The 21,757-nt window shown below is 68.8% G+C and carries 21 protein-coding genes; 14 read left to right on the top strand and 7 right to left on the bottom strand.

The genetic code is table 11. The features are described 5' to 3' along the window. Positions 1-266: 266 nt before the first annotated feature. The 3 genes from AC3WOE_RS25275 (at position 267) to dbpA (ending at position 5,787) form a co-directional block, all read left to right on the top strand. A complete protein-coding gene (locus AC3WOE_RS25275) occupies positions 267-2,960 on the top strand; it encodes a response regulator (protein WP_492694355.1) in 2,694 nt (897 codons plus the stop codon). Between the two features lie 157 nt (positions 2,961-3,117). Next, entirely contained in the window at positions 3,118-4,353 is a 1,236-nt protein-coding gene (locus tag AC3WOE_RS25270) for a cysteine desulfurase-like protein (RefSeq protein WP_492694353.1), read from the top strand. A gap of 21 nt (positions 4,354-4,374) precedes the next feature. Beyond that, the gene (gene dbpA / locus AC3WOE_RS25265) at positions 4,375-5,787 is read left to right on the top strand and encodes an ATP-dependent RNA helicase DbpA (RefSeq protein ID WP_492694351.1); all 1,413 of its coding nucleotides are present in this window, start codon (positions 4,375-4,377) and stop codon (positions 5,785-5,787) included. Here the strand turns inward: dbpA and AC3WOE_RS25260 are convergent. Continuing rightward, entirely contained in the window at positions 5,784-6,299 is a 516-nt protein-coding gene (locus AC3WOE_RS25260) for a hypothetical protein (RefSeq protein WP_492694349.1), read from the bottom strand. The genes dbpA and AC3WOE_RS25260 overlap by 4 nt on opposite strands. 180 nt (positions 6,300-6,479) lie before the next feature. Between AC3WOE_RS25260 and AC3WOE_RS25255 the strand changes: the two genes are divergently transcribed. Continuing rightward, on the top strand, positions 6,480-7,328 hold the full coding sequence (locus AC3WOE_RS25255; protein ID WP_492694347.1) for a hypothetical protein: 849 nt from the start codon (positions 6,480-6,482) through the stop codon (positions 7,326-7,328). A 130-nt stretch (positions 7,329-7,458) separates the two neighbouring features. Further along, complete coding sequence (locus AC3WOE_RS25250; protein WP_492694345.1) at positions 7,459-7,668, top strand: hypothetical protein; 210 nt, start codon at positions 7,459-7,461, stop codon at positions 7,666-7,668. A 14-nt stretch (positions 7,669-7,682) separates the two neighbouring features. On the opposite strand, the gene AC3WOE_RS25245 is transcribed toward AC3WOE_RS25250, so the two are convergent. The 6 genes from AC3WOE_RS25245 to AC3WOE_RS25220 form a co-directional block, all read right to left on the bottom strand. Beyond that, positions 7,683-9,452 (bottom strand): glutamine--tRNA ligase/YqeY domain fusion protein, encoded by a 1,770-nt coding sequence (locus AC3WOE_RS25245; protein ID WP_492694343.1) that lies wholly within the window; start codon positions 9,450-9,452, stop codon positions 7,683-7,685. A gap of 58 nt (positions 9,453-9,510) precedes the next feature. Then, positions 9,511-10,326 carry a hypothetical protein gene (locus AC3WOE_RS25240; RefSeq protein WP_492694341.1) on the bottom strand — a complete coding sequence of 272 codons (816 nt, stop codon included), beginning with the start codon at positions 10,324-10,326 and terminating at the stop codon, positions 9,511-9,513. Positions 10,327-10,338: 12 nt separating this feature from the next. After that, positions 10,339-10,593, bottom strand: coding sequence for a hypothetical protein (locus AC3WOE_RS25235; protein ID WP_492694339.1), 255 nt, complete (start codon positions 10,591-10,593; stop codon positions 10,339-10,341). Positions 10,594-10,644: 51 nt separating this feature from the next. Further along, positions 10,645-11,424 (bottom strand): LytR/AlgR family response regulator transcription factor, encoded by a 780-nt coding sequence (locus AC3WOE_RS25230; protein ID WP_492694337.1) that lies wholly within the window; start codon positions 11,422-11,424, stop codon positions 10,645-10,647. Continuing rightward, positions 11,421-12,488: a sensor histidine kinase gene (locus AC3WOE_RS25225; protein WP_492694335.1), complete on the bottom strand. Its 1,068-nt coding sequence runs from the start codon at positions 12,486-12,488 to the stop codon at positions 11,421-11,423. The genes AC3WOE_RS25230 and AC3WOE_RS25225 overlap by 4 nt, the downstream gene beginning before the upstream one ends. Positions 12,489-12,569: 81 nt before the next feature. Beyond that, positions 12,570-14,120: a helicase HerA-like domain-containing protein gene (locus AC3WOE_RS25220; RefSeq protein ID WP_492694333.1), complete on the bottom strand. Its 1,551-nt coding sequence runs from the start codon at positions 14,118-14,120 to the stop codon at positions 12,570-12,572. A 75-nt stretch (positions 14,121-14,195) separates the two neighbouring features. Here AC3WOE_RS25220 and AC3WOE_RS25215 point away from each other — a divergent pair, with 75 nt between their 5' ends. The 9 genes from AC3WOE_RS25215 to rng all read left to right on the top strand — a co-directional run bounded on the left by AC3WOE_RS25215 (position 14,196) and on the right by rng (position 21,700). Next, complete coding sequence (locus AC3WOE_RS25215) at positions 14,196-14,918, top strand: YebC/PmpR family DNA-binding transcriptional regulator (protein WP_492694331.1); 723 nt, start codon at positions 14,196-14,198, stop codon at positions 14,916-14,918. Further along, complete coding sequence (gene purD, locus AC3WOE_RS25210; RefSeq protein WP_492694329.1) at positions 14,918-16,204, top strand: phosphoribosylamine--glycine ligase; 1,287 nt, start codon at positions 14,918-14,920, stop codon at positions 16,202-16,204. The genes AC3WOE_RS25215 and purD overlap by 1 nt, the downstream gene beginning before the upstream one ends. After that, entirely contained in the window at positions 16,201-16,821 is a 621-nt protein-coding gene (locus AC3WOE_RS25205; protein ID WP_492694327.1) for a 1-acyl-sn-glycerol-3-phosphate acyltransferase, read from the top strand. The genes purD and AC3WOE_RS25205 overlap by 4 nt, the downstream gene beginning before the upstream one ends. Continuing rightward, positions 16,818-17,753 (top strand): oxygen-dependent coproporphyrinogen oxidase, encoded by a 936-nt coding sequence (hemF, locus tag AC3WOE_RS25200; RefSeq protein WP_492694325.1) that lies wholly within the window; start codon positions 16,818-16,820, stop codon positions 17,751-17,753. The genes AC3WOE_RS25205 and hemF overlap by 4 nt, the downstream gene beginning before the upstream one ends. Next, positions 17,744-18,337 carry a nicotinate-nucleotide adenylyltransferase gene (gene nadD, locus AC3WOE_RS25195; protein ID WP_492694323.1) on the top strand — a complete coding sequence of 198 codons (594 nt, stop codon included), beginning with the start codon at positions 17,744-17,746 and terminating at the stop codon, positions 18,335-18,337. The genes hemF and nadD overlap by 10 nt, the downstream gene beginning before the upstream one ends. Beyond that, the gene (gene rsfS / locus AC3WOE_RS25190) at positions 18,338-19,015 is read left to right on the top strand and encodes a ribosome silencing factor (protein ID WP_492694321.1); all 678 of its coding nucleotides are present in this window, start codon (positions 18,338-18,340) and stop codon (positions 19,013-19,015) included. It abuts the gene before it with no gap. Further along, positions 19,015-19,482 carry a 23S rRNA (pseudouridine(1915)-N(3))-methyltransferase RlmH gene (gene rlmH, locus AC3WOE_RS25185; RefSeq protein WP_056198982.1) on the top strand — a complete coding sequence of 156 codons (468 nt, stop codon included), beginning with the start codon at positions 19,015-19,017 and terminating at the stop codon, positions 19,480-19,482. The genes rsfS and rlmH overlap by 1 nt, the downstream gene beginning before the upstream one ends. Further along, on the top strand, positions 19,479-20,084 hold the full coding sequence (locus tag AC3WOE_RS25180; protein WP_492694318.1) for a Maf family protein: 606 nt from the start codon (positions 19,479-19,481) through the stop codon (positions 20,082-20,084). Before rlmH ends, AC3WOE_RS25180 begins: the two co-directional genes overlap by 4 nt. Positions 20,085-20,215: 131 nt before the next feature. Next, positions 20,216-21,700: a ribonuclease G gene (gene rng, locus AC3WOE_RS25175; RefSeq protein ID WP_492694316.1), complete on the top strand. Its 1,485-nt coding sequence runs from the start codon at positions 20,216-20,218 to the stop codon at positions 21,698-21,700. Positions 21,701-21,757: the final 57 nt, after the last annotated feature.

The following is a 21,757-nucleotide window of genomic DNA, read 5'->3' as shown; positions in this document are numbered from 1 at the left end:
CGCTCCAGACGCCGATGCCAATCACGGCCGTGGCGGCGTCGCGCTGCGCGGGGGCGGGGCGCCGTCGGCATCCGCGCCAACCATCGGGGCATGGGCCTCGGCGAGCCTTGCGAAAGCTCAAGCGCTGTGCCGCCGACGCAACATTGCGCCATGCCATGATGATGGCGTTCAACTGCCACAGGTGGCTGCAGGAGCGACAAGGGATGTCGGCCTGGGGACGTCGTGGCCGAGTGCAACCCCCCGCAGCCGTTTCCCGCGCCACCATCATGCCGGCCCTGACCTCTGCACCAAGCCGCCTGCACTCGGGCGACCGCTGGCGCGCCGCGCTGCTGCTGGGCCTGACCCTCGCCACCGGCAGCGCGCTCACGCTGCTGGCGGGCGGCAGCCTGCGGCAGGCCGAAGCCCTTCGGCTGCAGGAGAAGAAGGCCGACGTCGCGCGCGCGGTGGCCAGCGCCTTCGAACTGGAGCTCACGCGCACGACGGAGGCCATGCGCAACGCAGGCCTGCTGCTGGAGTCCAATCCCAGGCTCAGCGCCGATCAGTTCGACCGCTACGCGCAGAAGCTGGTGGCCGACCAGCTCAGCGTGAACCTAGTGGAGTGGCAGCCCGTGGTGCCGGCCCGGGACCTTGCCGGCTTCGAAGCTGCGGCGCGGCAGGCCGGTGAACGGGGCTACCGGGTCGTGCAGCCCGACGCCGACGGCAAGGGCTGGAGGCCTGTGAGCGGGCGCGAGACCTACGTGCCGGTGCTCTACGCATGGCCGCCGGCGTACCAGACCCAGGGGCTGGACATGAGTTTCAGCCCCGAGCGCATGGCGTCCAAGCTGGAGGCGCAGCGTACCCGGCTGCCGGTGGCCTCGGGCATCTTCCCCTTCATGAAGAGCGGTCTGGTCGACTCCGGCGTGATGGCCGTCGCCATTTCGACGGCCGTCTTCGACGCGCACGACGCCGTGCTGGGTTACGTCGCGGCGGTCGTGGACCTGCCGACGCTGTTCCAGCGCGCCGCCCAAGTGGCCGATGCGGCCCAGGTGGACCTGCGCGTGTACGCCGCCGATCCCGGCAGTTCGGAACCCTTCTACACCGGGCTGGCCCGGGGGACGCCGCCGGAGGCCCGGCGGGGTGACACGGGCGGGGCCGACGCCGACGGCATGCAGGTGGCGGTGGTCTTCGGGCAGCAGACCTGGCAGGTGGTGCTGCAGCCGCGCAGCGGCTTCATCGCCGGGATGCCGCGCGCGCTGTCGCCGCTGGTGTACGCGGCCGGGTTCGGGCTGAGCCTGCTGGTGGGGGTGATGCTGGGCCTGCACCTGCGCAACACCGCGCGGCTGGCACAGGCCGAGTCGCGCTTGCGCACCATCATCGAGGCCTCGCCCGTGCCGCTGGCGCTCAACGACGCGGCGCTGAACATCATCTACCTGAACGCGGCCTTCACGCGCAGCTTCGGCTACGACCGCGCCGACGTGCCGACGGTGCAAGCCTGGTGGCCCAAGGCCTATCCCGACGCGGACTACCGCCGGGAGGTCGAGGCGCAATGGATGTCTCGCGTGGTCGCCGCCGGCCCCGACGCGCCCTCGGCCGAGCCCATGGAGGTGAAGATCCGCTGCAAGAGCGGGGCCGAAAGGACGGCGCTGATCACGGGAACGCGGCTCCCTTCGCCGTCCAGCGACCTTTATCTGGTGACGTTGTACGACATCACCGAGCGCAAGGCGAACGAGGCCGAGCTCGAGACCTATCGCCACCGGCTGGAGCAATTGGTCGAAACGCGCACCGCCGAACTGGCCGCCTCCAAGGAGCAGGCCGAAGCCGCCAGCCGTGCGAAGAGCACCTTTCTGGCCAACATGAGCCACGAGCTGCGCACGCCGATGAATGGCGTGATGGGCATGGTGGACCTCGCGCTGCGCCGTGCCACCGATGTGCAGCAGATCGACTGGCTCAACAAGAGCAAGCGGTCGGCCCAGCACCTGCTGGCGGTGATCAACGACATCCTCGACATTTCCAAGATCGAGGCTGGGCGGTTGACGCTGGAACACATCCGCTTCCAGCTCGACGATGTGCTGGGCCACCTGCTGAGCCTGCTCGGCCCGAAGGCGCAGGAGCAGCACATCGCGTTTGGGCTGGATGCGGACCCTGGGCTGACCAGTCGCACGCTGGTGGGGGATCCCATGCGGCTGGGCCAGATCCTGCTCAACCTGACCGGCAATGCCCTCAAGTTCACCGCGCGGGGCTCGATCACCCTGCGCGTGCGCCAGCTGCCCGGCGGTGACGCCGGTGCCGACGACGATGGCACGGTGCGGCTTCGTTTCGAGGTGGTCGACACCGGCATTGGGATCGCCGTCGAGGACCAGCGGCGTTTGTTCACCTCCTTCGAGCAGGCCGACGGTTCGATGACGCGCAAGTACGGCGGCACGGGGCTGGGCCTGGCCATCACCAAGCGCCTGGTGCAGTTGATGGGCGGCGAGATCGGTGTCGTCAGCAGCGTCGGGCAGGGCAGCACCTTCTGGTTCACGGTGCGCGTGGGCGCCGCGGCGCGGGCTTCGGAGCCTGCGGCGGTGCAGGTCGGCGAGGACGATCTACAGCGCCTGCGCCAGGTCGCTGCGGGCAAGCGCGTGTTGGTGGCCGAGGACGAGCCCGTCAACCAGGAGGTGGCGCGCGCCCTGCTCGAGCAGGCCGGCTTTGCGGTGGACGTGGCCGATGATGGCCGGCAGGCCGTGGATCTGGCCAATCGTCAGGCGTACGACCTGATCCTGATGGACGTGCAGATGCCGCACCTGAACGGGCTGGACGCCACTCGGGCGATCCGGGGGCTGCCGACCCACGCGCAGACCCCGATCCTCGCGATGACCGCAAACGCCTTCGAAGAGGACCGCGAGGTCTGCATCGCGGCAGGCATGAACGACCACCTTGGCAAGCCGGTTGAGCGGCAGCACCTGTACGGACGGCTGCGGGCCTGGCTGAGGCCCAGTTGAGGCGTCCGCGCCGATGGGCCGGCACCGCCGCCCAAGGTCCGCATCGGCGGATCGCTTGCGATGCGCTGGTCCGCGAACTCGATGAGGCGGTCTCAGTTGCTCGTCAAACACCCCAGCATCCAGCCTCTGCCCCTTCACCCGACTCAGGCCGCCCCCCATGCCCGCCCTCGACCTACCCTTCATCCGCGCCCAGTTCCCCGCCCTCGCCGGCGACTTCGTCTATCTCGACAACGCCGGTGGCTCGCAGTGCCTTGGCCGCGTGGCGGACCGCATCCGCGACTACCTGGTGACGACGCCGGTGCAGCTCGGTGCGAGCTATGCGGTGTCGCAGGTCGCGGGCGAGAAGGTGCTGGCGGCGCGGCGGGCGGTGGCCGGGCTGATCAACGCACCGCATGACGAGGAAGTGGTGATGGGCGGCGCCACGACGCTGCTGATGTTCCAGGTGACCCAGGCCCTGCGCGCCGGTATCCGGCCGGGCGACGAGATCATCGTGACCGACACCGATCACGAGGCCAACATCGGCGCCTGGGGTCGGCTGGCCGAGGCCGGTGCGGTGATTCGCTTCTGGCGCATGCGGCCCGAGACGATGCGGCTGGAGCTGGACGATCTCCAGGCCCTGCTGAACGACCGCACGCGCTGGGTGGCGATGACGCAGGCCTCCAATGTGCTGGGCGCCGTGAACCCGGTGGCCGAGGTGGCGGCCTTGGTGCATGCCGCCGGCGCGCGGCTGTGCGTGGACGCGGTGGCCTATGCCCCGCACCGACTGGTGGACGTGCAGGCCAGCGGCGCCGATCTCTATGTGTTCAGCTTCTACAAAGTGTTCGGCCCGCACTACGCGGTGCTGTGGGGGCGGCGCGAGCTGCTGCTGTCGCTGGCGAGCCTGAACCACGACTTCATCCCGCCGACCACGCTGCCCTACAAGCTGCAGCCCGGCAACGTGAACTACGAGCTGAGCTGGGGCTGCGCCGGCATTGCCGACTATTTCGTCGAGGTGGGCGGGCGCCTGGGTGCCTGGACGAGGGAAGGCAGCGGGCGCGAACGCATGCAGGCCGCCTTCGACGCCTTCGAGCAGCATGAGGACGCGCTGGCCGAGCGGCTGCTGGGTTTCCTGGCCAGCAAGCCCGGCGTGAAGCTGATCGGCCCCTCAAGCACCCGCGGCGGGCAGCGCGTGCCGACGATCAGCTTCGTGGCCGCCGGCCAGCACAGCGAGACCATCGTGCGGCAGGTCGACCCCCACCGCATCGGCATCCGCTTCGGCGACTTCTATGCCCGCCGCCTCATCGACAACCTGGGCCTGCGCGAGCAGGGCGGCGTGGTGCGCGTGTCCATCGCCCACTACAACACGGCCGAGGAGATCGACCGCCTGATTGCGGTCCTCGATCCGGTTCTTTGAGCGGGCGCGGACAATCGGGCCATGACCGCGTCCACTTCCAAAGCCTTTTCCAGCCTGCCGCTCAGCGCGGCCATGCTGGCCAATCTCGAACAGCTGGGCTATCTGGAGATGACCCCCATCCAGGCCGCCAGCCTGCCGCTGGCCCTGGCCGGCAAGGATGTCATCGGCGAGGCCCAGACCGGTTCGGGCAAGACCGCCGCCTTCGCCATCGCGCTGCTGCACCGGCTCAAGGCCGACCTGCCGCGCGTGCAGTCCCTGGTGCTGTGCCCCACTCGCGAGCTGGCCGACCAGGTCACGCAGGAGATCCGCCGCCTGGCGCGCGCCGCCGACAACATCAAGGTGCTGAGCCTGTGCGGCGGCAACCCCATGAAGCCGCAGATGGAGAGCCTGTCCTTCGGCGCCCACGTCGTCGTCGGCACGCCGGGCCGTCTCATCGACCACCTGGAGCGCGGCTCGCTCGACCTGTCGGCCCTCAACACCCTGGTGCTGGACGAGGCCGACCGCATGCTGGACATGGGCTTTGTCGACGACATCAAGGCGATTGCCAAGCGTGCGCCCGGCAACCGCCAGACCCTGCTGTTCTCGGCCACCTTCCCCGAAGGCGTCAACGACATCGCGGCCAAGTTCATGCGCGAGCCGCAGACGGTGAAGGTCGCCGGTTCGACCAGCGCCGCGGCGTCGACCATCCGCCAGATCGCCTACGAGGTCAGCGAAGCCGAACGCCTGGACGCCGTGCCGCGGCTGCTGCGCGCCTTCCGGCCCGAATCGACCATCGCCTTCTGCAACACCAAGCAGCAATGCCGTGATCTGGAAGCCGTGCTGGCGGCCCAGGGCTTTGTCGCCCTGGCCCTGCACGGCGACCTGGAGCAGCGCGACCGCGACCAGGTGCTGATCCAGTTCGCCAACCGCAGCGCCTCGGTGCTGGTGGCCACCGACGTGGCAGCGCGCGGGCTGGACATCGCGAATCTCGCCTGCGTCATCAATGTCGACATCAGCGCCGACGTCGAACAGCATGTGCATCGCATCGGCCGCACCGGCCGCGCGGGTGCCGACGGCCTGGCCCTGAGCCTGGCGAGCCTGGACGAGATGGGCCGCATCGGCCGCATCGAGCAGCTGCAGGGCGAAGCCTTCAAGTGGGAGCCGCTGGACGGCCTGAAGGACGCGCCCGGTGGCCCGCTGCTGCCGGCCATGGACACCTTGCAGATCCTGGGCGGCCGCAAGGAAAAGATCCGCCCCGGCGACATCCTCGGCGCACTGACCGGCGAGGCGGGCTTCACGGCGGCCCAGATCGGCAAGATCAACGTGACCGACTTCCACAGCTATGTGGCGGTGGAGCGCAGCATTGCCAAGGAAGCGGTGCGCCGGCTGTCGCTGGGCAAGCTCAAGGGCCGCAAGGTCAAGGTCCGCCGCCTGGCAGATCTTTCAAGCGATTAATTCAACCCCTGCTTGGCCCGCTCACGGGCCATGTAGTTGGCCTGGTCGCGATCACGGTCGCGCTGCTGGCGGGCCTCGCGGGTCTCCCAGTCGCCGCAGCTGAAATAGGAGCCGCCGAACAGCCAGCCCATCAGGCTGGAATCGTCATTGGCCCGGCCTTCGCCGGCCGTGCAGACCATGGCCGCCTTGGAGCCGCTCTGCTCGGCCAGGGCTTCCTGCACGAGCATGGAGCGCGACATCAGCACCGAGACCGGCATGGCGATGGCGAGCAGCACACCGCCGATGACGAAGCCCTTGGCCCAGCGGGGCAGGGCACTCGAGGCCGGTGCCGGCGCGGCGGCCGCGCGCGAGGCAGTCGCCGGCGGCCGGGGGACGGGCACGGTGGCCGTGAAGGTCGTTGCCTCGGTGGCCGTGCGCGTCCTGTCGTCGTTGCGCCGGCCACCGCCGGTGCCGCTCAGCAGCCGGGGCTGGGCAGGGCGGCTCGGTGGGTTGGTGGGCGTGGCGGTCGGCATGACTTCGGCATGCTAGGAAGGCACCCGCCCGGAGGCTGTGAGCAATTGCAAACAGGCGGGCCAGCGGTGCGATGTTCGTGCAGGAAGTCACGGAACGGGCCCTAACGCCGCGGTTCCCGCTACATTCAGGGCAACTGCCCCTGCGCCACCAAGATGCACAGACGTTGTCTGATCAAGGGAATGCCCGCGCTGCTCGCCGCGACAGCGGGACTGGCGCACGCGCAGGAGCTGACGCTGACGCTGCGGTCGCCGGACAGCGAGACCGACCTGCGCAATGCCTACAACCGCGACGCGGTGCAACTGGCGCTGGAGAAGACGCGCGCCACCGATGGCCCCTACCGCCTGCAACTCTCCGCGCCGATGAACAAGCGCCGCGCGCTGCTGGAGGCGGCCCAGCAGTCGGCGCCCAACTTCCTGCTCGTCACGGGGCCCGAGAGCGGCCGTGCCGCCGGGCTGGTGCCGGTGCTCTTCCCCATCCATCTGGGGGTCACCCGCTACCGGGTCTGCTTCGTGCACGCGCCTCAGCGCGCGCTGCTGCGCGAGGCCGACACCGTCAGCGCCGTCGCGCGGCTGCGCCATGTGCAGGGCCGTGGCTGGGCCGATGCCGACATTCTGCGCGCCAACGGCTTCACGGTGGCCGAGATCAACACCTACGAGGCGCTGTTCCAGATGGTGGCGCTGGGGCGGGCCGACGTGTTCTGCCGCAGCGTGCTGGAGGTGGGCGAAGAGGCGCGGGCGCATGCCGGGCTCAAGGGCCTGGCCCTGGACGACAGCCTGCTGCTGGCCTACGACCTGCCGCAATACCTCTACACCCATCCCGGCAACCACGTGGCCATCGAGCGCATCGGTCGCGGCCTGCGCATGGCCTTTGCCGACGGCTCGCTGCAGGCCCTGCTGCGCCAGCATCTGCAGCCCTCGCTGGCCCTGCTCAACCTGTCGCAGCGCCGGCTGATGACGTTGAACGTACCCAGCACCGCCCTTGTCGAGATGAACGACAGGCCCTTCCAGATCGACGTGCTGCGACGCTAGAGCGATTGCAACAGCCGTGACATCTTGGCGCCCAGGCAGGTGACTGCGGGGGGCGTCGACCCGCTCTGCGACCTTTTCACGCGCAATGGGGGGAGGGGGCGCCTAGTCTGCAAGCAAGACGAGGTGCTCCATGAACTCACGCCCCATGCCCTTGATGAGCGACGACTACGAACTGCGGTTCGAGTCGCTGTTCCATGCCGGTCGTGCGCTGGCTTTCCCCTGCGATGCGCATGGCGGCGTGCGGCTGGATTCGCTGAGCGAGAAGGCGCTGCAGAACTATCTGTTCGCCCGCGCCGTGGTGGGACGTGACTACGCCAGCCCCACCATCCGCCGCCTTTGAGGGCCAACAGGCCCTTACTTGGAGAAGCTGTCCTTCAACCCGGTGATCTTGTTGAACACGGGCCGGTCCGCGCGGTGGTCCATGCGGTCGGTGACGAAATAGCCGTGACGTTCGAACTGCCAGCGCTGGTCCACCGCCGCGTCGGCGAGTGAAGGCTCGACGAAGCCCTGCACGATGCGCAGGGAATTCGGATTCAGGAACTCGATGAAGTCGCGGCCGCCGGCGTCCGGCTGGGCTTGCGCGAACAGGCGCTCGTACAGGCGCACCTCGGCCTGCACGGCCTCATGCGCACCCACCCAGCCGATGGTGCCCTTGACCTTGACGGCATCCGCGCCGGGCGTGCCGCTCTTGGTGTCCGGAATGACCGTCGCCAGCGCAGCAATCACGTTGCCCGCCGCGTCCTTCTCGGCGCCGGTGCATTCGATGATGTAGCCGGCCTTCAGGCGCACCTTGTTGCCCGGGAAGAGGCGGAAATAGCCCTTGGGCGGCGTCTCGACGAAGTCCTCGGCCTCGATCCACAGCTCCGGGCCGAGAGAGAACTTGCGTTGGCCGAGCTCCGGCTTGTGCGGATGGGCGGCGGTCTCGCAGGGCTCGCGGTGGTCGGCGCTGCCGAAGACTTCGGCGTAGTTGGTCAGCTTCAGTTTCAGCGGCTGCAGCACGGCGAAGGCGCGCGGTGCTTGCGGCTCGAGATCGGCGCGCAGGGCCTGGTCGAGCACGGTGTCGTCGATCCAGGCGTTCTGCTTGCTGGCGCCGGTGGACTCCACCATGGCGCGCAGGCTGGCCGGCGTGAAGCCGCGGCGGCGCAGGCCTACCAGGGTCGGCATGCGGGGGTCGTCCCAGCCGCTGACGTGCTTTTCCTCCACCAGCTGGCGCAGCTTGCGTTTGCTGGTGACGACGTAGTTCAGGTTGAGACGGCCGAACTCGATCTGCTGCGGCAGCGGGCGGGCCAGCAGGCCGAGGTCGGCCAGATGCTCCAGCAGCCAGTCGTAGAAGGGGCGCTGGTCCTCGAACTCCAGCGTGCAGATGCTGTGGGTGATGCGCTCCAGCGCGTCCTCGATCGGGTGGGCGAAGGTGTACATCGGGTAGATGCACCACTTGTTGCCCGTGGCATGGTGTTCCGCATGCTTGATGCGGTACAGCGTCGGGTCGCGCAGATTGATGTTGGGCGAGGCCATGTCGATCTTGGCGCGCAGCACCATGGCGCCGTCGGCATGTTTGCCGTCGCGCATCTCGCGCAGGCGGGCCAGGTTCTCTGCGGCCGAGCGGCCGCGGAAGGGGCTGTCGACGCCCGGGCGGCCGAAGTCGCCGCGGTTGGCGCGCATGTCCTCGGCGCTCTGCTCGTCCACATAGGCGTGGCCGGCATTCACCAGGGCCTCGGCGGCGGCGTACATGAAGTCGAAATAGCTGCTGGCCTCGTAGAGGTTGTCACCCCAGCTCCAGCCCAGCCACTGCACCATCTCCTTGATGGCGTTGACGTACTCCAGTTCCTCCTTCTCGGGGTTGGTGTCGTCGAAGCGCAGATGGCAGGCGCCGCCGAAGTCACGCGCCAGGCCGAAGTTCAGGCAGATGCTCTTGGCATGGCCGATGTGCAGATAGCCGTTGGGCTCGGGCGGGAAGCGGGTGCGGATGCGGGCTTCGTCCAGCGGGCCGGCGGCGTGATGGGCCGCATCGCCGGGGCCGCCGGCGAAATGACGGCCGGCAAACACGCCGGTCTCGAGGTCGTGCTCGATGCGCTGGCGCAGGAAATTGGTCGCCGGGGCGGGCGCGGGGGAGTTTTGGCTCATCGTCGGCTCTGCAAACAGAAGCGGGCCGCTTTCAATTCGGCCCGCGATGGCGACGATTCTAAGGACGGGGCGGCTGGTGCCTCAGTGGCAGCCTCACATGGGCCAGAGCGATGCTGATCCAGACCGCGACGCTGAAATAGAGCGTCATCCAGACGACCTCGGACTGCCAGTGGGCCCAGTCGTGCGACACGGTCCAGCGGCTGGACGCATCCGCCACGCCCGCTGCCACCGTCGCGTAGACCCGGCCGGCGGCTTCGTCGGCCACCCAGCGGGCCCAGTACATGGGCACGTCGACGGCGAACATATAGGCCGCATACAGGCCGCCCGCGACGATGGCCAGGGGCAGCCAGCGCCGCCCGCGGGCATTCGCCTGGGGCCACATGGCCAGCATGGCCAGCACGCTGAGCAGGGCGGCTGTGCCCCACAGCGTCTCCTCGACGACGTGGCCGAGATTGCGCGTCGTCAGCACGGCATACCAGGAGTTGACCTCGGCGATGGCGATCAGCGGCACGATGGCGTGGGCCACGTGGAGGCTGAAGCGGTGCCCGGTGGTGATCGCCCCGCCGCGCAGCAGCAGCGCCCATTGGGCCGCAAAGCTCAGCTCGGCAATGGTGGCCACCGTGCGGCCGACGATGACGCTGGACGCCCAGCTGTCCACCATGACGACCCGGGGCACGTCGAAGACCGGCAGCACGCAGCGGTAGCCGCAGCCCAGCACATAGAGGGCCGACAGCAGCAGTTGCAGGCGCTGATGGGGCCAGGTGCTGCCATCGGGCCTGTTGCGGTGCAGCCAGGCGGTGGAGACCGTCCAGGCGATCAGGTTGAGGCCGGCAAGGGCGCAGAGCAGATGCCACCAGTAGGTTGCGTCGGACATGGGGTTCTCTCCTCAACCCGCCTTGGGGGGACGCCCGGTCTTGACGGGCTCCAGCCGGTCCAGCGCCGCGGCCAGGGCCTGGGCGTCGAGCTGGGCCAGGGCCTGCAGGCCGGCGCGCAGCAGCTCGCTTTTCTTGGCTTCGCGCTTCACGTCGTGGAGGCGGTTCTTCAGCTCCTTGAACAGGGCGTAGTCGGCCTCGGGCATGGTGAAGCCGTCGCGCACGAGCTTGGCGCGTTCGGCAGGGGCGGGTTTGCGGTGGTGGTTCATAACGATGGAAACCGTTTATACGGTTTCCATCGTTTCCTTGCTACCGCGCCGCTACAGCGCCTTGAAACGATTTGCGTGAACTCTGCTCACGGTCAGCTTCTCAGGGCGCTGGCGCAGCTCCAGCAGCACCGTGCCGTTCTCCTGGCGCAGCGCGCGGGCGACGGTATCGATGTGGACGACGGTGGAGCGGTGCACCTGCCAGAAGCGCTCGGGGTCGAGCTGGGGCAGCAGTTCGCGCAGCGGCGCCCGCACCCAGAACTCGCGCGTCACCGTCACGGCGCGCACGTATTTGTCGGCCGCTTCCAGGTAGACGATGTCGTCCAGCGGCACCAGCTCGATGGCGTCGCCGACGGCGGCCTGCAGATGGCGCAGGCGAGGTGAGGGCGCCAGGGCCTGGCTCAGCAACTGGCGCAGCGAGGCCAGCGTCGCATCACCGGCGGCGGGCTGCTGCAGGCGGGCCTGGATGCGCGCGACGCTCTGCGCCAGGCGCTCGGGCGTTACGGGCTTGAGCAGATAGTCTGCCGCTGCCGCGTCGAAGGCCTGCAGGGCGTATTGGTCATAGGCCGTGACGAAGACGAACAAGGGCAGGGGGCCTGCATGCTCGGGCCAGTCCTCCGTGATGGCCTGGGCCGCTTCCAGCCCCGTCATGCCGGGCATGCGGATGTCCAGAAAGCAGACCTGGGGGTGGTGCTGCAGGGCCAGCTCGACGGCCGCGGTGCCGCTGCCGGCCTGGGCCGTGATCTCCAGCGCCGGCCAGGCGGCGGCCAGCTCGGCGCGCAGGTTCTCGGCCAGCAGCAGCTCGTCTTCGGCGATCAGGGCAGTGGCTTTCATGCGGGCATCTCGATACGGGCGACGCTGCCGCCGCCGGGCTGGGACTGGAGGTCGAAGCGGGCCGAGTCGCCATAGCGTTGGGTCAGGCGCTCACGGACCTGGGTGAGGCCAAAACCCGTGCCTGGCAATTCCGTCTCGCGAGTCAGCCCCGCGCCGCTGTCCGCCACTTCAAGGACGAGACGCTCGCCTGCCTTGGCGGCCGACACCCGCAGCTCGCCGCCCTCCACATGCGGCTCCAGCCCGTGCTTGATGGCGTTTTCCACCAGGGGCTGCAGCAGCAGCGGCGGGATGGCGATGCGGGCCAGCCCGGCGGGCAGGTCCAGCCTCACGCGCAGCCGCTCGCCCATGCGCAGCTGCATCAGCGCCAGGTAGTCGGACAGGCGCTCGAACTCCTCGGCCAGCGGGTGCTCGGTGGCGCGGCTGGCCTGCAGCGTGGCGCGCAGATAGTCGATGAGGCGGTCGAGCATGCGCTGGGCCTCGTCGGGCTTGAGCTTGATCAGCACGCGCAGATGGGCCAGGGTGTTGAACAGCATGTGCGGCTCGAGCTGGCTCTGCAGCAGCGCGAGGCGGGCCTCCGCAGCCTGGCGCTGGGCCTCGGCCTGCGCCAGCCTGGCGACGTTGAGCCTGAACACCGAGAAGAAGAACAGCGAGCCCAGCAGCGACACCAGCAGCGTGAAGCCGATGGACAGGGGCACGCGTCGGTCGGACAACTGCCACAGCGGCAGGGTGCGCTGGCCGCTGATGAGGTCGGCGAGCGCTTGACCACCGGCGTAGCCCGCCAGCGAGCCGAGCAGGATGCAGGGCATCATCCAGCCCCAGCCTATCCACATATTGGGCGCCACGGCATGATCGCCGCGCCAGCGGCGCAGCAGCCGCTCCAGTCCGTGGCTCAGCAGCGAGATATAGGCCGAGATCTGTACCCCGATGGCGAAGGCGTACAGCATGCAGATCCAGAAGCCGGCGCCGTCGCGGATCAGGTAGTTCAGCAGGCCGACGATGAGGCAGATCGCCACCGTGCCGCCGATGTGGATCTGCCAGTCGTGCCGGGAACGGGAAGGTGTCATGGCGCCAGCATCAGGCGCCGGGCGTGGATGCGCCAGGGTCTTGCGACGAGCGGGTGCGACGGGGCGCGAACGGCGCCGGGCTCAGCGTCGGCGGCTGCCACTGCCGCCCAGGATGCTGCCCAGCACGCCGCGGATGATCTCGCGGCCGACGGCCGAGCCGATGCTGCGCACGGCCGATTTGGCGGCGGTCTCGGCAAGGCCGGCATGGTGGGCGCCGCGCGGGCCGGTGGTGCCGAAGAGCACGTCCTTGAGGCTGTCCATCATGCCGCCGCCGGCTTCCGCCGGTGCCGGGGCCGCAGCCCCGCCGCCCTGCGGGACCGGGCCGGCTGCAACGCCGCCCCCACCTGCAGGCGCGGCCGCGGCCTTGCCGGTGAGCTTCTCGTAGGCCGACTCGCGGTCCAGCTGCTTCTCGTAGACGCCTGCGACCAGGGAGCTGGCGACGAGCTGCTGGCGCTGCGGCGGCGTGATCGGGCCGATCTGGCTGCCCGGCGGCAGCACGAAGACGCGTTCGGTGATGCTGGGGCGGCCTTTTTCGTCCAGCAGGCTGACCAGGGCCTCGCCGACGGCGAGCTCCGTGATGGCGGCGGCGATGTCCAGGCCCGGCTTGGCCCGCATGGTGTCGGCGGCGCTCTTGACGGCCTTCTGGTCGCGCGGCGTGAAGGCGCGCAGCGCGTGCTGCACGCGGTTGCCGAGCTGCCCCAGCACGGCGTCGGGGATGTCCAGCGGGTTCTGGGTCACGAAATAGACGCCCACGCCCTTGGAGCGCACCAGGCGCACGACCAGCTCGATGCGCTCGACCAGCGCGTCGGGCGCGTCCTTGAACAGCAGGTGGGCCTCGTCGAAGAAGAACACCAGCTTGGGCTTGTCGAGGTCGCCCACCTCGGGCAGGGTCTCGAACAGCTCGCTCAGCATCCACAGCAGGAAGGTCGCGTACAGCCGCGGCGAGTTCATCAGCTTGTCGGCCGCCAGCACGTTGATGACGCCCAGGCCGCCCTCGGTCTGCATGAAGTCGGCGATGTTGAGCATGGGCTCGCCGAAGAACTTGTCGCCGCCCTGGGCTTCGATCTGCAGCAGGCCGCGCTGGATGGCGCCGATGCTTGCGGCCGAGACATTGCCGTACTGGGTGGTGAAGGTGCTGGCGTTGTCGCCCACATGCTGCAGCATGGCGCGCAGGTCCTTCAGGTCCAGCAGCAGCAGGCCGTTGTCGTCGGCGATCTTGAACACCATCTGCAGCACGCCGGCCTGGGTCTCGTTCAGGGCCAGCATGCGCGACAGCAGCAGCGGGCCCATGTCGGACACCGTGGCGCGCACCGGATGGCCCTGCTCGCCGAAGACATCCCACAGCGTGGTGGGGCAGGCGAGCTGCTCGGGCGCCTCCAGGCCGCGCTCCTTCAGCGTCGCCAGCAGCTTTTCACTCGGGTTGCCCGCCTGGCTGATGCCGGTCAGGTCGCCCTTCACGTCGGCCATGAAAACGGGCACGCCGAGCTTGGAAAAACTCTCGGCCAGCTTCTGCAGACTGATGGTCTTGCCGGTGCCCGTGGCACCCGTGATGAGGCCGTGGCGGTTGGCCAGCGCGGGCAGCAGCAGGCACTCCGTGTCGGCATGGCGGGCCAGCAGGATCGGGTCGGTCATGGACGCTCCTCTAAAATCTCACTTCTGCCAACGATAAATCAGGCCGCTGACCTCCAGCCGCCGGGAGCCGAACTTATGGCCGGACATTCCAAATGGGCCAACATCCAACACCGCAAAGGCCGCCAGGACGAGAAGCGCGGCAAGATCTGGACGCGGATCATCCGTGAAATCAGCGTGGCGGCCCGCCAGGGCGGCCCCGACATCAAGGACAACCCGCGCCTGCGTCTGGCCGTCGACAAGGCCAAGGCCGCCAACATGCCGGCCGACCGCATCAAGTACAACATCGACAAGGCCAGTGGCAATATCGATGGCCTGACCTACGAGGAAATCCGCTACGAAGGCTATGGCATCGGCGGCGCGGCCATCATGATCGACACGATGACGGACAACCGCGTCCGCACCGTGGCCGAGGTGCGCCATGCCTTCAGCAAATACGGCGGCAACATGGGCACGGACGGCTCGGTGTCCTTCCAGTTCAAGCATTGCGGCCAGCTGCTGTTCGCGCCCGGCACGTCGGAAGACAGGATCATGGAAGCGGCCCTGGACGCCGGTGCCGAGGACGTCATCACCGGCGACGACGGCGCCATCGAGGTGCTGACCGCACCCAGCGACTACGAAGTCGTCAAGGCCGCGCTGGAAGCCGCGGGCCTCACGCCCGAGCTGTCCGAAGTGACGATGCGGGCCGAGAACACCATCGAGCTGACCGGCGAGGATGCCGAGCGCATGCAGAAGCTGCTGGATGTCATCGAAGACCTGGACGATACCCAGGCCGTCTATCACAACGCCGAGCTGAACTGATGCGAGTCCTAGTCATTGGCAATGGTGGCCGCGAGCACGCGCTGGCCTGGAAGCTGGCCCAGGGCGAGCGCGTCAGCCAGGTTTACGTGGCGCCGGGCAATGGCGGCACGGCGCGCGATGAGCGACTGGTGACCGTGCCCATCGGCATGACCGACGTGAAGGCGCTGGCCGACTTCGCCGTCGACCAGAAGATCACGTTGACCGTCGTCGGCCCCGAGGCCGCGCTGGCGGCCGGCGTCGTCGACGAGTTCCGTGCCCGCGGCCTGCGCATCTTTGGCCCCACCAAGGCGGCCGCCCAGCTCGAGAGCTCCAAGGCCTTCGCCAAGGACTTCATGAAGCGCCACGGCATCCCGACGGCGGCCTACGAGACCTTTTCCGACCCTGCGGCGGCCCATGCCTACGTGGACGGCCGCGGCGCGCCCATCGTCATCAAGGCCGACGGCCTGGCGGCGGGCAAGGGCGTCGTCGTCGCCATGACGCTGGCCGAGGCCCACGAGGCCATCTCCTGGATCCTGGAAGACAACAAGCTCGGCGTGACCCACAACGAGGGTGGCGCCCGCGTCGTCATCGAGGACTTCCTCGCCGGCGAGGAGGCCAGCTTCATCGTCGTCTGCGACGGCAAGCATGTGGTGTCCCTGGCCACCAGCCAGGACCACAAGCGCCTGCTCGACAACGACGAAGGCCCCAACACCGGCGGCATGGGCGCCTATTCGCCCGCGCCGGTCGTCACGCCGAACGTGCATGCCAAGGTCATGCACGAGATCATCCAGCCGACCATCGCCGGCATGGCCAAGGACGGCCATCCCTTCACCGGCTTCCTGTATGCCGGCCTGATGATCGACGACCACGGCCAGCCGCGCACCGTCGAGTTCAACACCCGCATGGGCGACCCCGAGACCCAGCCCATCATGATGCGCCTGAAGAGCGATCTCTTCGAGCTGATGATGCACGCCACCGACGGCACGCTGGACCAGGTCGAGTTGCAATGGGACCGCCGCGTGGCCCTGGGCGTCGTGCTGGCCGCCGAAGGCTATCCCCTCAGCCCGCGCAAGGGCGACGCCATCACCGGCCTGCCCGAGGACGAGGACGAGGCCATGGTCTTCCACGCCGGCACGGCCATGGCCGACGGCAAGCTGCTGACCAGCGGCGGCCGCGTGCTCTGCGTGACGGCGCTCGGCGAGTCCGTCCGCACCGCGGCGCAACGCGCCTATGACACGGCCTCGGGCATCCAGTTCGCCGGCCGCCAGTACCGTTCCGACATCGGCCACCGGGCCCTCAAGCGTTGAGCCCGGCTCCCACCGTCCTGACCGGTCCGCTGCACCCCCACGGCCATCAGAGCCGTGTGGCGCGTGCCGTGCTGCGCCTGTTCGGCTGGACGGTGGAATCGCCCGGGCTGCCGGCGGAGCAGGGCGTCATCCTGGTCTATCCGCACACGTCCAACTGGGACTTCGTCATCGGCGTGCTGGCCAAGTGGGCTCTGGGCCTGCAGCTGCGCTTCTGGGGCAAGGACAGCCTCTTCAAGGTGCCGCTGCTGGGCCGCTGGGTGCGCTGGATCGGCGGCGTGGCCGTGGACCGCGGCAGCCGGCATGGCATCGTCGACGACACGGTGAGGCAGATGCGCGAGGCCGCCGTGCGCGGCGAGCGCTTCTGGCTGGCGGTGGCCCCCGAGGGCACGCGGTCCCTGGGCACGGGCTGGCGTACCGGCGCCTACCAGGTGGCCGTGCAGGCCGGCGTGCCGGTCGGGCTTTGCTACTTCGACTTCCAGACCCGGACGGTTTCCCTGAGCCGTTTCGTCCAGTTGACCGGTAACGTCGACACCGATTTCGCCGCCTTTGCCGACTACCTCGGCCACCGCGTGGGCAAGCGCCCCGAACTGGCCAGTCCGATCCGTCCGCGCACATGAACACCCAAGCCGTCCGCGACTATCTGCTCGACCTGCAACAGCGCATCGTCACCGCGCTGGAGGCTGCCGACGGCAATGCCTTCCTCAGCGACGGCTGGACGCGCGAGCCCGGCGGCCGGCTGGAGGGCGACGGCCTGTCGCGCCTCATCGAGGGCGGCTCGGTCTTCGAGCGCGGCGGCGTCAACTTCTCGCATGTGAAGGGCCGCGTGCTGCCACCTTCGGCCACCCAGCATCGGCCGGAGTTGGCCGGCGCGCCCTTCGAGGCCCTGGGCGTGTCGCTGGTGCTGCACCCGCACAACCCCTTCGTGCCGACGGTGCACATGAATGTGCGGGCTTTCATCGCCCTGCCGCCGGATGCGCCGGCCGTGACCTGGTTCGGCGGCGGCATGGACCTGACGCCCTATTACGGCTACGAGCGCGACGCCCAGCACTTCCATCGCGTCTGCCGCGATGCCCTGGCCCCGCATGGCGCCGAGCTGCATCCCAAGTTCAAGACCTGGTGCGACGACTATTTCTTCCTGAAGCACCGCAACGAGCCGCGTGGCATCGGTGGCATCTTCTTCGACGATTTCGCCGAAGGGGGTTTCGATGCCGGCTTCGCCGTGATCCGCTCGGTGGGCGACGCCTTCCTGAACGCCTATCTGCCCATCGTCGAGCGCCGCCAGGGCTATGCCTATGGCGAGCGCGAGCGCGACTTTCAGGCCTATCGCCGCGGCCGCTATGTCGAGTTCAACCTGGTCTGGGACCGCGGCACGCTGTTCGGACTGCAGTCGGGCGGTCGCACCGAGTCCATCCTGATGTCCATGCCGCCGCAGGTCAGCTGGCGCTATGACTGGGCGCCGGAACCCGGCACGCCCGAGGCGCGGCTGTACAGCGACTTCCTGCGTCCGCGCGACTGGGCCGACGAGATCCCGACGGCGCTATGGCTGTGAAGCTGGCCATCTTCGGCGGCAGCTTCGACCCGCCGCATCTCGGCCACCTGGCCTTCGCCCGCTTCGCGCTCGATGCGCTGGCGCCCGAACGCCTGGTCTGGCTGCCCGCCGGCCGGCAATGGCAGAAGCCCGACCAGGTCATGGCCGCCGCCGTGCACCGCTCCGGCATGATCCGCCGGCTGATCGCCGGCGAGCCGCGCTTCGTGCTGGACGACCGCGAACTGCATCGCCGCGGCCCCAGCTTCACCGCCGACACCCTGCGCGAGTTCGCTGTGCAGAACCCGGGTGCCGAGTTGATGTTCCTGATCGGCCAGGACCAATATGCGCGGCTGCCGACCTGGTACCAGGTCGAGACCGTCACGTCGCTGGCGACACTGGTCGTCGTGCCCCGCGCCGGCGAGGCCGTCGTCACGCCGCCGGGCCTGCCGGCCCATCGCCTGCAGGTGTTGGCCCTGCCCGACATGCCCCTTTCGTCCACCGCCGTGCGCGACGCCGTCGTGCGCGGTGAGGACATCAGCCCCATGGTGGGCGCCGAGGTGGCGAGCTATATTGCCTCGCACCGCCTCTACGAGAAGAAGTACTGAATGGACATTCGCAAGCTGCAACGAGCCATCGTCGATGGTCTCGAAGACGTCAAGGCCCAGAACATCGTCGTGTTCAACACCGAGCACCTGTCGCCACTGTTCGAGCGCGTCATCATCGCCTCGGGCACGAGCAACCGGCAGACCAAGGCCCTCGCGTCCAGCGTTCGCGAAACCGTCAAGGGCCGCGGCATGCAGGTCATGCGCACCGAGGGCGAGGACAACGGCGAATGGATCATCGTGGACTGCGGCGCCGCCGTCGTGCACGTGATGCAGCCCGCCATCCGCGACTACTACCACCTCGAGGAGATTTGGGGCGACAAGCCCGTCAAGCTCAAGGTGGCCAGCGGCGAGGTCAAGCTGGTGAAGGCCTCGGAAGAACCGGCGCCGGCCAAGAAGAAGGCCGCGCCCGCCAAGAAGGCAGCCGCTGCTCCGGCCAAGAAGGCGCCGGCCGCCAAGAAGGCCGCACCGGCCAAAAAGGGCGTCAGCCGTGTCGTCGGCAGCAAGACGCCGGCCGCCAAGACCATCAAGATCGGCGCGGCCAAGCCGGCAGCGAAGAAGGCTGCGGCTCCGGCCAAGAAGGCTGCACCGGTCAAGACCGCCGCCAAGAAAGCCGCTCCCGCCAAGAAGGTCGTCGCCAAGAAAGCCCCGGCCAAGAAGGCCGCCGCCAAGAAGGGCTGATGCGCCTCTTTCTCGTCGCCGTGGGCCAGCGTCAGCCGGCCTGGGCCGACACGGCCTATGAGGATTTCGCCAAGCGCTTCCCGCCCGAGCTCAAGCTGGAGCTGAAGGCCGTCAAGGCCGAGACCCGCGGCAGCAAGACGGCCGAGCAGTTGATGGCGGCCGAGGCTGCGCGCATCGAGGCCGCCTTGCCGAAAGGTGTGCGCCGCATCATCCTGGACGAGCGCGGCGAGCGCCGCACCTCGGTGCAGCTCGCCGAGCGCTTGAAGCTGTGGATGGGCGAGGGCCGTGACGCCGCCCTCATCATTGGCGGGCCCGACGGCCTGCATCCCGACCTCAAGGCCACGGCCGACGAGACGCTGCGTCTGTCCGACCTGACCCTGCCGCATGCCTTTGCCCGCGTGCTGCTGGCCGAAGGCCTCTACCGTGCGTGGACGGTGACGACCGGCCACCCCTATCACCGCGAATGACAGCCCCCTTCATCTACCTCGCCTCCCAAAGCCCGCGCCGCCGCCAGCTGCTGGAGCAGATCGGCCTCAAGCACGAGCTGCTGCTGCCCGGCGCGGACGAGGATGCGGAAGCGCTGGAGGCCGTGCGGGCCGATGAACTGCCCGAGACCTATTGCGCCCGCGTCACCGCGGCCAAGCTCGACGCGGCCCTGACCCGCCTGGCCGCGCGCGGCCTGCCGCCCGCGCCCATCCTGTGCGCCGACACGACGGTGGCGGTCGACAACCTCATCCTCGGCAAGCCCGAGAACGACGCCGACGCGGCCCGCATGCTGGGGCTGATGTCGGGCCGCACGCATCGCGTCATCACGGCCGTGGCGGTGGCCGATGCCACGCGCCGCGCGGCCACGCTGAATGTGTCCCAGGTCGAGTTCGCGCCGCTGTCTGCGGCCCAGATCGAGCGTTATGTCGCCAGCCGCGAACCCTTCGGCAAGGCCGGCGCCTATGCCATCCAGAGCCAGGCCGCGGCCTGGATCGTGAAGATTGCAGGCAGTTACTCGGGCATCATGGGGTTGCCCCTCTATGAGACGGCCTCCCTCTTGGACAAATTTGGCTTTGAGTTTTGAGCCCCCGAACCTGCCGCTTCGCGTCAGGCCCCCCGAGGGGGGAATAGACCTAGGGGCGGCCCGTCGGTCAATTCGAGTTTTGATGCATGCCGCTCCGGCCGGCGGCAAGCATCAGCATTCAAGGATGAGAGATGGAAGACATCCTGATCAACTGGTCCCCGCAGGAGACGCGGGTGGCCGTGGTCGAGAACGGCGCCGTGCAGGAATTGCACATCGAGCGCACGTTGGAGCGGGGCCTCGTCGGCAACGTCTATCTCGGCAAGGTCGTGCGCGTGCTCCCGGGCATGCAGTCGGCCTTCATCGACATCGGCCTGGAGCGGGCGGCCTTCCTGCATGTGGCCGACCTGCACAGCGCCTCGCAGTTCGGCCATGGCCGGCACGCCAACGCCGATGCGCCGCCGACCCCCATCGAGCGCCTGGTCTTCGAGGGCCAGCCGCTGACGGTGCAGGTCATCAAGGACCCCATCGGCACCAAGGGCGCCCGACTGTCCAGTCAGATCAGCATCGCCGGCCGCATGCTGGTCTATCTGCCGCAGGATGAGCACATCGGCATCAGTCAGAAGATCGGCTCGCCCGAAACGCGTGAGGCCCTGCGCGCACGCATGGTCACGCTGGTGGGCACGAAGGAGCAGGGCGGTGGCGGCGGCTTCATCCTGCGCACCAACGCGGAAGATGCCAGCGATGAGGAACTGGGCGCCGACATCGCCTATCTGCGCAAGACCTGGCAGCAGATCCGCGAGAAGGCGCTGACGACGCCACCGGCCAGCCTGCTGCACCAGGACCTGAGCCTGGTGGAGCGCGTGCTGCGCGACCTGACGAGCGAGCGCACCGGCTCCATCCGCATTGACTCCAAGATGCAGTACGACGTGCTGCGCGCCTTCGGCGAAACCTTCATGCCGGCCGCGACGGCCAAGCTCGAGCACTACAAGGGCGAGCGGCCCATCTTCGACCTGTGCAATGTCGATGCCGAGATTGCCCGTGCGCTGGCGCGCAAGGTGGAGTTGAAGTCGGGCGGGTCCCTGGTCTTCGATCAGACCGAGGCGATGACGACCATCGACGTCAACACCGGCGGCTTCGTCGGCGCCAAGAATTTCGACGACACCATCTTCAAGACCAACCTCGAAGCGGCGGGCTCCATCGCCCGCCAGCTGAGGCTGCGCAACCTGGGCGGCATCATCATCGTCGACTTCATCGACATGACGCGCGAGGAGCACAAGACCGCCGTGCTGGCCGAGTTCCGCAAGCAGCTGGCCCGCGACCGCACCAAGGTCACGGTCGGCGGCTTCACCCAGCTCGGCCTGGTGGAGATGACGCGCAAGCGCACCCGCGAGTCGCTGGCGCGCATGCTCTGCGAACCCTGCCCGACCTGCGAGGGCCGTGGCCAGGTCAAGACGGCGCGCTCGGTCTGCTACGACATCCTGCGCGAGATCCTGCGCGAGGCGCGCCAGTTCTCGCCGCGTGAATTTCGCGTCGTGGCGGCGGCCAATGTCGTCGAGATGATGCTGGACGAAGAGAGCGCCCACCTGGCCGGCCTGTCCGACTTCATCGGCAAGCCGATCTCGCTGACGGCCGAGCCGACCAACCAGACTGAGCATTACGACATCGTCTTGTTGTGAGCCCCTCGCCTGGCCTCGCCGCGCTGAACGCGGGCGAGTCCAATCGGTCTTGCAGAC

This window comes from Roseateles sp. FW305-36 (assembly GCF_058787015.1).
The sequence above is the reverse complement of the archived record's forward strand: the minus strand, read 5'-3'. Positions and strand labels throughout refer to the sequence as shown.

Coding starts and splice junctions, on each gene's coding strand:
- AC3WOE_RS25275 (WP_492694355.1), top strand. CDS start 267: ATGCCGGCCCTGACCTCTGCACCAAGCCGCCTGCACTCGGGCGACCGC.
- AC3WOE_RS25270 (WP_492694353.1), top strand. CDS start 3,118: ATGCCCGCCCTCGACCTACCCTTCATCCGCGCCCAGTTCCCCGCCCTC.
- dbpA (WP_492694351.1), top strand. CDS start 4,375: ATGACCGCGTCCACTTCCAAAGCCTTTTCCAGCCTGCCGCTCAGCGCG.
- AC3WOE_RS25260 (WP_492694349.1), bottom strand. CDS start 6,299: ATGCCGACCGCCACGCCCACCAACCCACCGAGCCGCCCTGCCCAGCCC.
- AC3WOE_RS25255 (WP_492694347.1), top strand. CDS start 6,480: ATGCCCGCGCTGCTCGCCGCGACAGCGGGACTGGCGCACGCGCAGGAG.
- AC3WOE_RS25250 (WP_492694345.1), top strand. CDS start 7,459: ATGAACTCACGCCCCATGCCCTTGATGAGCGACGACTACGAACTGCGG.
- AC3WOE_RS25245 (WP_492694343.1), bottom strand. CDS start 9,452: ATGAGCCAAAACTCCCCCGCGCCCGCCCCGGCGACCAATTTCCTGCGC.
- AC3WOE_RS25240 (WP_492694341.1), bottom strand. CDS start 10,326: ATGTCCGACGCAACCTACTGGTGGCATCTGCTCTGCGCCCTTGCCGGC.
- AC3WOE_RS25235 (WP_492694339.1), bottom strand. CDS start 10,593: ATGAACCACCACCGCAAACCCGCCCCTGCCGAACGCGCCAAGCTCGTG.
- AC3WOE_RS25230 (WP_492694337.1), bottom strand. CDS start 11,424: ATGAAAGCCACTGCCCTGATCGCCGAAGACGAGCTGCTGCTGGCCGAG.
- AC3WOE_RS25225 (WP_492694335.1), bottom strand. CDS start 12,488: ATGACACCTTCCCGTTCCCGGCACGACTGGCAGATCCACATCGGCGGC.
- AC3WOE_RS25220 (WP_492694333.1), bottom strand. CDS start 14,120: ATGACCGACCCGATCCTGCTGGCCCGCCATGCCGACACGGAGTGCCTG.
- AC3WOE_RS25215 (WP_492694331.1), top strand. CDS start 14,196: ATGGCCGGACATTCCAAATGGGCCAACATCCAACACCGCAAAGGCCGC.
- purD (WP_492694329.1), top strand. CDS start 14,918: ATGCGAGTCCTAGTCATTGGCAATGGTGGCCGCGAGCACGCGCTGGCC.
- hemF (WP_492694325.1), top strand. CDS start 16,818: ATGAACACCCAAGCCGTCCGCGACTATCTGCTCGACCTGCAACAGCGC.
- nadD (WP_492694323.1), top strand. CDS start 17,744: ATGGCTGTGAAGCTGGCCATCTTCGGCGGCAGCTTCGACCCGCCGCAT.
- rsfS (WP_492694321.1), top strand. CDS start 18,338: ATGGACATTCGCAAGCTGCAACGAGCCATCGTCGATGGTCTCGAAGAC.
- rlmH (WP_056198982.1), top strand. CDS start 19,015: ATGCGCCTCTTTCTCGTCGCCGTGGGCCAGCGTCAGCCGGCCTGGGCC.
- AC3WOE_RS25180 (WP_492694318.1), top strand. CDS start 19,479: ATGACAGCCCCCTTCATCTACCTCGCCTCCCAAAGCCCGCGCCGCCGC.
- rng (WP_492694316.1), top strand. CDS start 20,216: ATGGAAGACATCCTGATCAACTGGTCCCCGCAGGAGACGCGGGTGGCC.